At 66.0% G+C, this 12486-nt stretch carries 16 protein-coding genes; 11 read left to right on the forward strand and 5 right to left on the reverse strand.

Features of this window, described 5'->3' with window-relative positions; all coding sequences use genetic code 11:
- Positions 1–20 precede the first annotated feature (20 nt).
- From AC3RX1_RS14325 to AC3RX1_RS14345, 5 genes are all read left to right on the forward strand, one after another.
- Complete coding sequence (locus tag AC3RX1_RS14325; protein ID WP_491501924.1) at positions 21–2708, forward strand: phage tail tape measure protein; 2688 nt, start codon at positions 21–23, stop codon at positions 2706–2708.
- 5 nt (positions 2709–2713) lie between these two features.
- Entirely contained in the window at positions 2714–3064 is a 351-nt protein-coding gene (locus AC3RX1_RS14330) for a hypothetical protein (protein ID WP_491501925.1), read from the forward strand.
- On the forward strand, positions 3061–3288 hold the full coding sequence (locus tag AC3RX1_RS14335; RefSeq protein ID WP_491501926.1) for a hypothetical protein: 228 nt from the start codon (positions 3061–3063) through the stop codon (positions 3286–3288). Before AC3RX1_RS14330 ends, AC3RX1_RS14335 begins: the two co-directional genes overlap by 4 nt.
- Before the next feature lie 256 nt (positions 3289–3544).
- Entirely contained in the window at positions 3545–3763 is a 219-nt protein-coding gene (locus AC3RX1_RS14340) for a hypothetical protein (protein WP_491501927.1), read from the forward strand.
- Positions 3764–4022: 259 nt separating this feature from the next.
- On the forward strand, positions 4023–4301 hold the full coding sequence (locus tag AC3RX1_RS14345; protein WP_491501928.1) for a hypothetical protein: 279 nt from the start codon (positions 4023–4025) through the stop codon (positions 4299–4301).
- A gap of 67 nt (positions 4302–4368) precedes the next feature.
- Here AC3RX1_RS14345 and AC3RX1_RS14350 read toward each other — a convergent pair whose 3' ends face one another.
- The 3 genes from AC3RX1_RS14350 to AC3RX1_RS14360 form a co-directional block, all read right to left on the reverse strand.
- On the reverse strand, positions 4369–4875 hold the full coding sequence (locus AC3RX1_RS14350; protein ID WP_491501929.1) for a hypothetical protein: 507 nt from the start codon (positions 4873–4875) through the stop codon (positions 4369–4371).
- A gap of 85 nt (positions 4876–4960) precedes the next feature.
- Positions 4961–5413 (reverse strand): hypothetical protein, encoded by a 453-nt coding sequence (locus tag AC3RX1_RS14355; RefSeq protein ID WP_491501930.1) that lies wholly within the window; start codon positions 5411–5413, stop codon positions 4961–4963.
- 160 nt (positions 5414–5573) lie between these two features.
- On the reverse strand, positions 5574–5858 hold the full coding sequence (locus AC3RX1_RS14360) for a hypothetical protein (protein WP_491501931.1): 285 nt from the start codon (positions 5856–5858) through the stop codon (positions 5574–5576).
- An 808-nt stretch (positions 5859–6666) separates the two neighbouring features.
- On the opposite strand from AC3RX1_RS14360, the gene AC3RX1_RS14365 reads away from it, so the two are divergent.
- From AC3RX1_RS14365 to AC3RX1_RS14380, 4 genes are all read left to right on the forward strand, one after another.
- The gene (locus AC3RX1_RS14365) at positions 6667–6945 is read left to right on the forward strand and encodes a hypothetical protein (RefSeq protein ID WP_491501932.1); all 279 of its coding nucleotides are present in this window, start codon (positions 6667–6669) and stop codon (positions 6943–6945) included.
- 82 nt (positions 6946–7027) lie between these two features.
- Entirely contained in the window at positions 7028–7252 is a 225-nt protein-coding gene (locus AC3RX1_RS14370) for a helix-turn-helix domain-containing protein (protein WP_491501933.1), read from the forward strand.
- A 20-nt stretch (positions 7253–7272) separates the two neighbouring features.
- Positions 7273–7473, forward strand: a complete 201-nt coding sequence (locus AC3RX1_RS14375; RefSeq protein WP_491501970.1) for a helix-turn-helix domain-containing protein — start codon at positions 7273–7275, stop codon at positions 7471–7473.
- A gap of 117 nt (positions 7474–7590) precedes the next feature.
- Entirely contained in the window at positions 7591–7797 is a 207-nt protein-coding gene (locus AC3RX1_RS14380; protein ID WP_491501971.1) for a helix-turn-helix domain-containing protein, read from the forward strand.
- Between the two features lie 208 nt (positions 7798–8005).
- Here AC3RX1_RS14380 and AC3RX1_RS14385 read toward each other — a convergent pair whose 3' ends face one another.
- A complete protein-coding gene (locus tag AC3RX1_RS14385; protein ID WP_491501934.1) occupies positions 8006–8989 on the reverse strand; it encodes a DsbA family protein in 984 nt (327 codons plus the stop codon).
- Between the two features lie 210 nt (positions 8990–9199).
- Between AC3RX1_RS14385 and AC3RX1_RS14390 the strand changes: the two genes are divergently transcribed.
- Positions 9200–10306: an ABC transporter ATP-binding protein gene (locus tag AC3RX1_RS14390; protein ID WP_491501935.1), complete on the forward strand. Its 1107-nt coding sequence runs from the start codon at positions 9200–9202 to the stop codon at positions 10304–10306.
- A gap of 70 nt (positions 10307–10376) precedes the next feature.
- On the forward strand, positions 10377–11681 hold the full coding sequence (locus AC3RX1_RS14395; protein ID WP_491501936.1) for a DUF4032 domain-containing protein: 1305 nt from the start codon (positions 10377–10379) through the stop codon (positions 11679–11681).
- A 114-nt stretch (positions 11682–11795) separates the two neighbouring features.
- Here the strand turns inward: AC3RX1_RS14395 and AC3RX1_RS14400 are convergent, their stop codons facing one another.
- Entirely contained in the window at positions 11796–12434 is a 639-nt protein-coding gene (locus tag AC3RX1_RS14400) for an NAD(P)-dependent oxidoreductase (RefSeq protein ID WP_491501937.1), read from the reverse strand.
- Positions 12435–12486 lie beyond the last annotated feature (52 nt).

Here is a 12486-nt window from a genome sequence, read left to right on the forward strand (position 1 = left end):
TCAACAGTTACATCGCCGGTATGGAGCAGGCCGCGAAGGCCACTCTGAAGCCGGGCACGGCTGCGGACGAGGCGAAGAAGAAGCTCGACATTCAGAAGCAGGCTTTCAGCCTTCTCGGCAAGTCCGCTATTGCGGCTGGTGGGCTGATAACGGTCGGCCTCGGAACGGCGATCGCGAAGTATGCCGAGTTTGACCAGGCAATGTCGGGCGTCGCCGCGACAGGCGAGGACGCGCGGAAGAACATCGATGCCCTCACTGCCGCAGCGGTCGATGCTGGGGCGAAGACCGTGTTCTCCGCGAGAGAATCCGCGAACGCCATCGAAGAACTGGCGAAGGCGGGCATGTCGTCGGCTGACATCCTCAACGGTGGCCTGAACGGCGCACTAAACCTCGCCGCCGCGGGCGGCATGGCTGTTGCGGACGCTGCAGGTGTCGCCGCAACCACACTCGGTCAGTTCCAACTCAAGGGGAAGGACGCCGCCCACATTGCTGACCTTCTCGCGGCGGGTTCCGGCAAGGCGATGGGTGATGTCTCGGACCTGTCGCAGGCGTTGTCCCAGTCCGGCACGGTGGCGAACCAGTTCGGGATCTCGGTGGATCAGACGGTGGGGACGCTGGCGGCGTTCGCGAACGCCGGGATGCTGGGATCGGACGCGGGTACATCGTTCCGCACGATGCTGCTGCGGCTCGCGAACCCGACCGGCGAGGCCGCGGACACAATGAAGTCGCTTGGCATTGAGGCGTACAACGCGCAGGGCCAATTCGTCGGCATGGAAGCGCTCGCAGGCCAGTTGCAGAAGTCGCTGAGCGGATTGACACAGGAGCAGCGGAACGCCGCCCTCGCGACGATCTTCGGGCAGGACGCGATTCGTGGCGCGAATGTCCTCTACCAGGAGGGTGCTGCGGGCATCGCAGCCTGGAACGAGAAGGTCAACGACTCTGGTTACGCGGCCAAGACAGCCGCCACGCGCCTCGACAACCTCAAGGGCGACCTCGAGCAGCTCGGCGGCGCATGGGACTCCGCCCTCATCGGGATGGGGAAGGCCGCAGATGGCCCCCTCCGTTCCATCGTCCAGGGAATCACCGGCGTCATCGACGTATTCAACGACCTCCCAGACGGCGGCAAGCAGGCCACCTTCTGGGTAGGCGCCGTAGGAGCAGCGGCACTGACCACGGGCGGATCATTCCTGGTGGCCATCCCCAAGATCGCACAGTTCAACGCGTCCCTCTCGCAGATGTCGCCTCGCATCCAATCCATTGCCGGTGCGATGGGGCAGGCGGGCAAGAGCGTCGGTGTCATCGCGGCCCTGACCACGGCACTGACACTCGCCGCGTCAGCAGCGGTCGCTTACGCCCGCAAGGTTCAGGGGACGGACGAGGCAGTCGCGAGGGCGACAACAACGAATCAGTCGTTCGTGGCATCGCTCTTCGACCTGCGGACAGGGATCACCTCAGCGGAAGATGTGAAGGCAGCGCTTGACGCTCTCGCCACCGGCGATGGTGTGGTCGCCGCCCAGCGACAGATTGATGGACTGCGCGACGGGCTGACGAAGCTTGCGCCAGCGCTGGAAGCCATGCCGCTCGATAAGGCGATCGACCAGTTCCGCTCGTGGGGTGCCCAGCTCGGTCTCACCGGTCAAGAGATGCGGACGATGTTGAAGGACGATTCGCTGTCTGGATTCCGTGACGCGATCGCCGACCAACTCCGTCAGACGGGACGAGCCGCGGACGAACAGGCCGTTTTGAAGGCCGCGCTCGAAGACACCAACGACATCATGAGCGACAGCGCAGCGGTGACCCAGACCGCGGCCGACGCGTACTCCGACGCACAGGCTGAGGTGTCAGGCCTGAAGGACAAGCTTCGTGAACTGATCGACATCGTCATGGAGTCCAATGAGACGGGTCAGGACGCCATATCCAAGAACCTTCAGTACCGGGATGCTCTCGCAGAGGTCGAGGACAAGATCAAGTCCGGCAAGAAGGCGTGGGGCGACAACACCGACGCCGGCCGAGCCAACAAGCAGATGCTCGTGGACCTGGCTGCGAAATCTCAGGATGCCGCGAAGGCCCAGTTCAATCTCGACGGGAACACCGATCACTACAAGGGAACCCTCGAGGCCGGTCGCCAGGCGCTGATCCGCAGCGCAGAGAAGATGGGCGCTTCGAAAGCCGCGGCGAAGGCACTCGCGGATCAGGTGTACCGGATGCCGACCGCGAGGGAGATCAAGATTCTCGCGTCCACCGCGAACGCTCGCCGCTCAGTGAATTCGCTGATCTCGAGCCTGAACGGACGGACGATCAACATCCGCGTACAGGCCAACGGGATCTCGACCATCTCCAACTCGATCAGTCGAATGGTGGCGACCTCGCGAGCAAGCGGTGGCATCCTCCCGGGTGTGCCGTCACGGAAGGACAACATGCTGATCGCCGCCGCATCGGGTGAGTTCGTCGTCAACGCAGCGCAGACCGCCCGCCACCGCGCCACCCTCGAGGCAATCAACTCCGGCCAGTTCCGGGGATACTCCGGTGGCGGGTACGTGAAACCCGTATACGCGAACACACACCGGTGCTACTCCGGCCCCGCAACAGCGGAAGCATCCCCGACCGTGCAGGTGGTCCAGAAGGGCAACTACTTCTCGTACGACCCGACCGACATTGCCCGTCAGGAACGTGAGCAGTGGACACGCGCTCTCGACACGGTGAGGTGAGCAACATGGATGACGGCGAGCAGTACATCATCCAGGAGGCCGGCGACGTGTTCGCCATCGACGAGGCCGAGGCACGAGCCGAGGTCAACCGGATCCTGAAGGAACTTCTGTACGGGGGCCCCGCCTCCCGCCAGTCCCTCATCTCGATCTGGGACACCACCGGGAGCCATGCCTATACCCGGGTCATCACCGAGAACGTCACCCAACGGGCCGCCGAGTTCATGATGACAGCCTCGCCGCTCGAGTTCCTCCCCCGCGTCGCCGAGTCCCTATCCGCGTTCATCCTGACCTACCGACTCATCGCCACACAGCCCCGCCCCCGCAAGGCACACATCCCCCTGGAGGCAACCGAATGAGCACTCTTGAGGCCGGAACACGTCAACCCGCACAGCCGATGTCAACCAACGAACTCCTCGACAAGTACCTTCCCATTGCGGAAGCAGCAGTCGTCAAGTGCCCCTTCAATCATGCACCAGGTCACCTTGAGAGCGTGATGCGCGAAGTCATCCACACGCAGAAGCGGAAGCTTGAACCGTTGCCCGCTCACGTCTTCGATGGGCTGGCCGACTGGACATGCTGACCACGAGTGAACTCGAAGCCACGTCGTCCATGCAAGCACCCAGCCCACCCCCACCCCACCACCCCATCAGCCGCACCTCCGGGGTTAGGCACAATCCCTCCCCGGGTTCCGAAATGATCGGCCCTTGGTGGCGGCTGTGAGCGGCCGGCGTGCGCCTTCTGGGCTTGGGACCCCGGGCCGGAAGCTGTGGGACTTCGTCGCGGGCGAGTTCGATATGGGCGATCATGATGCGGCCCTTCTCGAGGAGGCGTGCCGGGTGCGTGACACGATCGCGCAGCTTCGTGCTCGTGTGAAGAAGGATGGGCTCATGCTCGCTTCGTCGCAGGGCACGCGACTGCATCCGGCTATCGCGGAGACCCGACAGCAGCAGCTCACGTTGGCGCGTCTGCTTGCGACTCTGCAGGTGCCGGGGCTGGATGAGGATGACCTGCCGCCGTCGTCGGGCGTGCGTGGCGTGTACAAGTCGGGAGTCTGAGAATGCTGCGACGCAAGCGTGCTGAGGGTGTCGTGCCGGCAAAGCTGTCACCAGCGGCCCTCCCGCCGTACAAGGATGACCCCGACGACCCTCTGGACGCCCGTAAGCGGGCATTTAACGCCTGGTATGAAACCTACGTGGCCTGGCATGGGGAACGGGAGGCATGGGCGGAACGACACGGGTGGCCGGGTGGGCTCGCCTCCATCGATGACGACGCTCCCACGGTGCCGGACGCACCGTTCGACGAGAGGGACATCTGATGGACGAGGAGTCGAGAGAAGACCTGATTGGGCGTCTCGCGCACCGCTACGAGGTCGCGGAGGCTGACCGGGAACTAATGACTGGCCAGGACGATGCGACGCTCGAGGCGCAGGCGAAGCGACTCGGCGAACTTCGCGGCCCTGGATTGGAAGGCAAGAGGTTTGGGAACATAGCCCCGAGAGAGGGCGCTTCTGTGGGCATCGACCCGGACCCCGAGCACGACGCTCGCGACTTTGTCAACGCGCTCTTCGGCAATCGACCGCACTCGCTCCCCTGATCCGCCAGGGACCCCGGGTTTCGCCACACCCCCTGTGGATCTGAGCCCTGTGTGTGAAAGCTGACTCCTAACGCCCGTCGCGCACGGCGCGGAATGCATTTAGAACCGCGTCCGCTCCAACTAGCGGCACGCGTGAGAACCGGGAATCAAAGGCAACGGCCTGCCCGTCGACGGTGAACGACAGCGACACTCCTGTGTTCCGCGGCGCCTGCTCCGTGCCAGAGAAGTACGAGTGGCGAGTGCCCAGTTGGACATCTCGGACTTCCCTGAACGCGTACGCGCGGACGGCGTAACTCGTTTCTTGGGCACTGATCTTGGTGGACTTGACGACCACCACGCCCGTCGACGCCACGATCGCCAGATATCCGGCACCGTCCTCATCGATTGTGCCCCCAATGGCGATGGCCCTGTCACCATCCTCTGTTGCGAGAAGCACCGATGAGAGCAACGCCCCCACCTGGCCACGGAGCTGTTGCGAGAAGCTGTCGCGTGCGTCACGCAGCACTGCGTTCCACCCCGGAAGCGACTCGATTGCCTGATACACAAGTTCGGCCGGCGTCAGTTCGTCTGTCATGGCTTGACGCTACCGAGACCCACCGACAGCGCTCCTATTCTCTGTTGGCAATCTGCAGCGCCTCCGCAGAGCATCTCATCCCCGACTACAGGTACGGCGACCACGCATCGAGTGCCTTCACGAGCGCCGGGTAGGCGGCATACCGAGTGCCGAGTGCGGCCACGCACTTGTCATTCAGGTCGGGCAGTTCCTCGCTTCCACACACTGTCCAACCGACGTTGGTGTCCGCGATCTGCTTCAGCGCCACCTTGGTCTTATCGACCAGCCCGCCCATAGAGGAGGGAACCGTGAATGCGTCCAGCTCTAGATACGAGGAGAACGCTGTCTCTCCGATTGACTGCTCGGCAGTGAAACATTCTTGGGCCTGAGACTTCTGTGAGAAGGTCAACTGGCTGCTGATCACCCAAAGGACGCGGCACTCCCGCGCCTTCTCGGCTACATCACGCCACTCTGCTTGGTTTTCCGCTATCACCGAGGCGATCTGCTCAGGCGTGGCCGTTTCAGCTGTCTCACTGGGTGTGGCGACGGGCGCAGCCACTGCGGAGCATCCGGCGAGGAGAACCCCGCCCGTGAGCAACGCGAACGCGAGTGTTCTTCCCATTTCCCGAGCCCCCAGAAAGTTCCCCAGTGATCTTTCGCTACGGCGTGTGGTTGCACTATACGCGCCTTCAACGTGTTGATGCACGGAAAGAGCCGACTCAAAAGCCGCTGGTGCCGTGCGTGCGTCCGCGACGCTTCCGACCGAGCTCCAGCCACGCCTCGGCGGCGGGGAAGGCTTCGACAATGGCGGCACACAGCGTGCGCGTTTCAGAGCTGTCGAAGTAGCCGACCCACGTCCCTACGGTCTCGTGAAGGATGTCAGTCCTGTCGCCGGCCGTGCCGCGCAGTTCCTCGATCGCTGCGCGGGGGTCATCCGTGTACTGGTTCCGCGCGCAGATGGCGTCGAGCCGCACGCTCAGGGCGACCTCAGCACGAAGCATCATGCCGGGAGCGTACGCGGGGCTGGTGACATTACCGCTCGAGAGGCCGAGCGATCATTCTGCAGTCGCCGTCGAGCCAGGGCTGCAGCCGCTCCCGTGCGGTGTTCCGTCCGGGCACTCGTGCGTCCATGCCGCCTCGGGCGAAGGCCAGTTGCGCTTCGGCCTGCTCCCGCACCGCGGTGAGGATATCGGGGCGCTCGGCTAAGGTGACCTCACCCGCGGGCGTTACCCTTAGCCGGAGAGCACCCACGTCGCCTGTCTCCTCAACGAGCCCTCGGCTCAAGAGTGCGCGCAGGGGATGTACGGGAGCGGGTGTGCGTAGCGGATCAGCGAACAGCGGCGCCGCCGGCATGTAGCCGTCGCCCGGGCTCCACCAGTGGATGCCGAGGACTGCCACCTGAGCGAGCACGAACCGAGAGTTCTCGGACGGCGGGCGTGGCATGCCGCCAGGGTAGTCGATACTCGGAGTACCCCACCAAACTCAGCGTGCAGCGTCCCCATCTCGACGACGAAGGGACCAACAGATCCGGGTGACGGTCGCGGGTTCGATCCCCGCCCTGGCTACCAGCAGCAACGACGAGACGCGCGCACACGGGAGGATCCGTGTGGGACGCTACTGTTTCAGGCCATGGACAACTTGCCGGGACCGTTCACCTGCCCCGACTGCGACACCATCCTCGTCGACGGTGACGGTGGTCTCGTCTGCCGGCGCTGCGACGTCGTCGTGATCCCGGCCGAGCGTTGAAGATGCCGGGTGACGATGGGACGATTACCGAGCTGCACGTCGGCCGCCGCGGGTAGCATCCGCCGCATGCATCCCGACGTCGCCCTCCGCGTGCAGCTCGACGTAATCTGCTCACGCGGGAAGTACACGGGCGACCCGGCACCCGTGATCGACCAGCTGCGCGACACTGCCGGCGCCCGTGTCGACGCGCTGAACGAGTCGGTCGGCACATGGGTGGGGTACTTCGACTCACCCGAAACGCATGTGCTGTGTACAGCGATCCTCGAGTCGTTCCCCGACGCCGCCGCATGGGTTGAGCTCGGGCAGTCGCGACGCGGCCGCACACACGGCACCACCGGATTCTGAACGACAGAAGGCCCCGCTCGCGTGAGGGCCTCACTGAAAGTACCCGTATCCCGACGCGCGTAGCTGGACGTATCGTTGCGGCATGACGTCCGGCTCCCCGATCCGCATCGAATTTCCGCCCGCGCTCATGACACGCGAGGTCGCCGCCTACTACATCGGCCGTTCCCTCCGCGAACTCGACGATCTCCGCTCCACTCGCGAACTCACCGCGGTTGAGACGGGGAAACGGATCTACTTCAAGAAGTCGGAACTAGACCGGTTCGTCGAGCAACTGCCCGAGCGACCCTTGCGTGGCAAGGTCGACTGATGAGTAATGCAGAGCCGATGATGACCGCCGATGAGCTTGCGGTGGTCCTCCACGTCACCAAGGAGACGATCTATCGGTGGGCACGGACTGGTGACATACCGGCGCACAAGTTCGGCCGGATCTGGCGGTTCCGACTCTCTGAGGTGGAGGAGGCGCGGAACCCGAAACCCACGTCGTGGGCGCAATCGCGTCGCTCCCTCGCTCGAAAGCGAGTCACGTAGGCCGGGGCAAATGCATGACGCCGGGCCCAACTGCATGACCTCCTGCAGCCGCGCAGCGGGCCCATCTCCATGTGTCGAACAGTGGAAGGATTCACCCCAATGAGCGATGAAGAGCCAATGGTCACAGTGAAGGAACTAGCCCGAATCCTCAAGGTTTCGCCCCACACCGTGTATCGCTGGGCGAACGTCGGGGACATCCCCGGTCACCGCGTGGGCAAGCGCACTTGGCGGTTCATCGTCGCGGAAGTTGTGGCCGCACGTGACCCGAAGCCTACGTCGTGGGAGCAGTCGCGCCGCTCGACCGCTCGGAAGCGAGTCACGTAATAACCTGAGCCGGTGAAACCCCGCATTTACCCCGCACATTCAGCGAAACGCCGCGATGCTGCCTGATGCCATCTGGACAGTGAGCAGTAGCGGTGCTGGCGAAATTGATACCCCGCGATAATCCCTGAATCCGTCGCGAACAGAATTACAAGTACGGTGCGCTACCAATTGCGCCAAGCCGGCAGGCTGACAAGTCTAGCCGGGCCGGTCACTTCCCCGATGCCGTGGGCGACGGCTTCGGCGTCGGCGCGCCCGGGGTCGCCGTCGGCGTGGGCGTCGGGGTGTTGTAATACGCGTCGCTGGAGAGCGTCAGCACGAACTGGGCGAACTCCTTCGGGTCGTCGAGCGCCCCCGCGTACGGCGTGCCGTTCACGAGGATCATCGGCGTCCCGGTCAGCGCGACGCCCTTCGTCTCGGGGATGCCCTCGAGGGCCCGCTCGGTCGCCGACTTCACCCAGCTGACGAAGTCCTCGCCCTGGATGCAGTCGCGCACGACCTTCGGCTGGTCGGCTCCCGACGCGATCGCGAGATCCGCGAGCTGCTTGTCGGTGAAGCCATCCGTGCCCTGCTCAGGCTGCTTGGTGAGCAGGGCGTTGTTGAACGCGAAGAAGGCGTTGGGCGAGTGCGTCGCCACGCACGCGGATGCGCTCGCCGCCCGCTGCGAGTACTTGGTGCCGTTCGACTTGGCCGACAGCATCGCGACCGGGTAGTAGCTCAGCGTCGCGGCATCCTGACTCACCCACCGGGTGAGCTGCTGCGCGTTCGCGACCTGGAACTGCTTCGCTCCGGGCGCGTAGTAGTCGACGTACACGCGGATGTCGACGGCCCCCGCCGTGGTCGGGGTGGGGTTCGGAGTCGCGGATGCCTTCGCCGACGCGGCGGTCGGTGTCGGCGTGGGCGTCGCCTCCATGCTCTGTGCACCGTCGCCGCTCACACCGTTCACGCTGGTCACGGCGAAGCCGTCGTCCACGACGTTCGCGGGCGATGCGTCGGGCCGGCTGCCCTGCGTGGCGAGCGCCATCGAGACGCCCGTGACGACGACACCCACGACCGCCACCGCACCCACGACGAGGGCGCTGCGGCGCAGCACGCGGGCGCGCTTCTGCTTCGCGTGCACCTGCTGCGCCTTCTCGCGCACGGCGCTGCGCCGACCGTGCGGGTCGGGAACGTTCGAAGAATCGTCGTTCGACATGGGTCCTCTTGACAGACTGGTGGCCGGGTGAATCCGGGGGGCCGCGCGGCTTCCGCAGCCGAATCGATGCTAGCCAGGCACCCTGTGAAATCCCCACAGAGCGGCGTCTGGCATACTGAGCACACACCCGATGGAGGGTGTGCGGGCAACAGTCCGCTTCCATCACTACGGATCGTCCGGCACGTACCTGCCGGTGAAGGAGAAGAAACAATGGCGTCCGTCACTTTCGACAACGCGACCCGCCTCTACCCCGGCGGCACCCGCCCGGCAGTCGACAAGATCAATCTCGAGGTCGCCGACGGCGAGTTCCTGGTTCTCGTCGGCCCCTCCGGCTGCGGAAAGTCGACGACTCTGCGCATGCTCGCCGGCCTCGAAGAGGTGAACGAAGGCCGCATCCTCATCGGCGACCGCGATGTCACCGATGTGCCGCCGAAGGACCGCGACATCGCGATGGTCTTCCAGAACTACGCGCTCTACCCGCACATGACGGTCGCCGAGAACATGGGCTTCGCCCTGAAGATCGCGGGCGTGAAGAAGGAGGAGCGCGCCGCGCGCGTGCTCGAGGCCGCGAAGCTCCTCGACCTCGAGGAGTACCTCAGCCGCAAGCCGAAGGCCCTCTCGGGTGGTCAGCGTCAGCGCGTCGCGATGGGCCGCGCGATCGTCCGCCAGCCCCAGGTGTTCCTCATGGACGAGCCGCTGTCGAACCTCGACGCGAAGCTGCGCGTGCAGACCCGCACCCAGATCGCGTCGCTGCAGCGCCGCCTCGGCGTCACCACGGTCTACGTCACGCACGACCAGACCGAGGCGCTCACGATGGGCGACCGGATCGCGGTGCTCAAGGACGGCGTGCTGCAGCAGGTCGGCACCCCGCGTGACCTGTACGAGCAGCCGAACAACGTCTTCGTCGCCGGCTTCATCGGCTCGCCGGCCATGAACCTGTTCCCGACCGAGCTCGCCGAGGGCGGCGTGCAGTTCGGCAACACCGTGGTTCCCGTCGAGTCGTCGACGCTCGCCAAGGCCAGCGGCAAGGACGTCACGATCGGGGTCCGCCCGGAAGACATCCAGGTGGGTGCCGCCGGCGGTCAGGGCCTGTCGGTCACCGTCGACCTCGTCGAGGAGCTCGGCGCCGACGGCTACCTGTACGGCCACTCGGAGATCAACGGCAAGCGCACCGACATCGTCGCGCGCGTCGACGGCCGCCAGCACCCGAACGCCGGCGAGACCGTCGTGCTCACCCCGATCCACGACCACGTGCACGTGTTCGACATCGAGAGCGGCGACCGCCTCACCGACAAGGCAATCGCGTCGGCGAAGTAGCACCCGGCGATACGCGGCGCGGGCACGGTTCTCCGGCCCGCGCCGCGTCGCATTCGTGGGGGAGGATCCGATGAGCGAAGCCCTGTCGATCACCGCCAGCGCGGTCGACCCCGGCCTGCTCGCCCTGCCGTGGTCGACGCCGCTCGCCGACTGGCCGAGCCGCGACATCGTCTACCTCCCGAAGGGCATCTCACGGCACCTCGTGCGCTTCGCGAGCCTCTCCGGCCGCGTCGTCGCGATCAAGGAGACGACCGCCGAGATGGCACGCCGCGAGTACGACCTGCTCGGCAGCCTCGCCCGGCTCGAGGTGCCCTGCGTCGAGCGCGTGGCGGTGATCGCGGGGAGGACCGCCGCCACCGGCAAGCCGCTGGCGGCGGCGCTCGTCACCGCTCATCTGAAGTTCTCCCTCCCCTACCGGGCGCTGTTCACCCAGGTGCTCCGGCCCGACACGGCGGGGCGTCTCGTCGACGCGCTCGCGGTGCTTCTCGTGCGACTGCACAACGTGGGGTTCTTCTGGGGCGATGTGTCTCTCTCGAACACGCTGTTCCGACGCGACGCCGGAGCCTTCGCCGCGTACCTCGTCGACGCCGAGACCGGCGAGCTGCATGAGGGCGGCCTCACCGCCGGGCAGCGCGAGCACGACCTCGCGGTGGCGCACACGAACATCGCCGGCGAGATCCTCGACCTCGCCGCCGGCGGCCGGCTCGAGGGAGGGGTCGACGCCGTCGAGATCGCCGACGGGATCATCTCGTCGTACCGGTCGCTGTGGGCGGCGCTCACCGACAAGGAGACGTTCGCCGCGAACGAGTCCTGGCGCATCACCGAGCGCGTGCAGCGGTTGAACGCACTGGGCTTCGACATCGGAGAGATGTCGATCCAGGCAGCAGCCGACGGCACCCGCGTCTCCATCCAGCCGAAGGTCGTCGACGCCGGCCACCACCAGCGGCGGCTGCTGCGACTCACCGGTCTCGATGTCGAGGAGAACCAGGCGCGTCGTCTGCTGAACGACCTCGACGAGTACCGGGCACGGGCTCGCCGGCCCGACGAGGACGAGGAGATGCTCGCCCACGAGTGGCTCACACGGGTGTTCGAACCGGTCGTGCGGGCCATCCCGTTCGAGCTGCGGGCGAAGCTCGAGCCCGCGGAGGTGTTCCACCAGGTGCTCGAGCACCGCTGGTACATGTCGCAGGCACGCGGGGTGTCGGTCCCCCTCGCCGAGGTGCTCTCCGGCTACATCGACGATGTGCTCCGGCACCGCCGCGACGAGGCGACGATCATGGGCCCGGCGACCGAGACGATGACCGTCCCGATCTCGCTCGACGACGCATCCGTCGACGACGACCAGGACACCGTCGACTGGCGCGACCTCGTCTGAATCCCCGCGCGCGTTGCCCGCGACCGAACATCATCCTCACGAGTGAACATCAGTCTGCGCGCAAACTGATGTTCACTCGACGAGATCGTACGACTTCGCGGGAGAAGGGAGGCGTCAGTAGCCGACGGTGAAGCGGGCGCGGGGGTGGCGCGGCGTCTCGATCTCATCGACCACCGCGATCGCGAGGTCGGCCGCGGAGATGAAGGAGCGCCCGTCGGCATCCTCGACCACGACCTCGCCACCGTCGCGGTAGCGGCCGGTGCGCTCGCCCGGCACCCAGGCGCCGAACTCCTTCGGCGGGTGCACGAGGAACCAGTCGAGGTCGTCGAGGCCCTGCAGGAGCTCGAGGGTGTCGATGCCCACCTTCGCCTCGTGCCGGTACTCCTCGGGCACGCCGAGGTCCCACAGCCGCGGTCCGCCGGGGGCGCTGAGGCTTCCCATCGCACCGCCGATGACGCCGAGTCGGGTGCGCGTGCCGCTGAGCGTCTCGACGAGGCTGTGCACCGCGTCGAGCCCGTGGTCGGTCATGTCGCCGCGCGGTGAGATCGCGGAGACCACGACGTCGGCGTCCTTCACTGCGGCCGCAAGCGCGTCGCGGTCGAGCACCGACGCCTGAACGTACGTCGCGCCCTCCAGCGGAGAATCGGGGGCCGTGCGTGAGACCGCGACGACGTCGTGCCCGCGGGCGACGGCCTCGGCCACGATGTTGCTGCCGGTGTACCCGGTTCCTCCGATGACGACGATGCGTGCCATGTGTGCTTCCCTTTCGCGTGAATGGATCTCTCCATCTCGAATCAAGCGCGGG

It is taken from the genome of Microbacterium altimontanum (genome assembly GCF_058349865.2).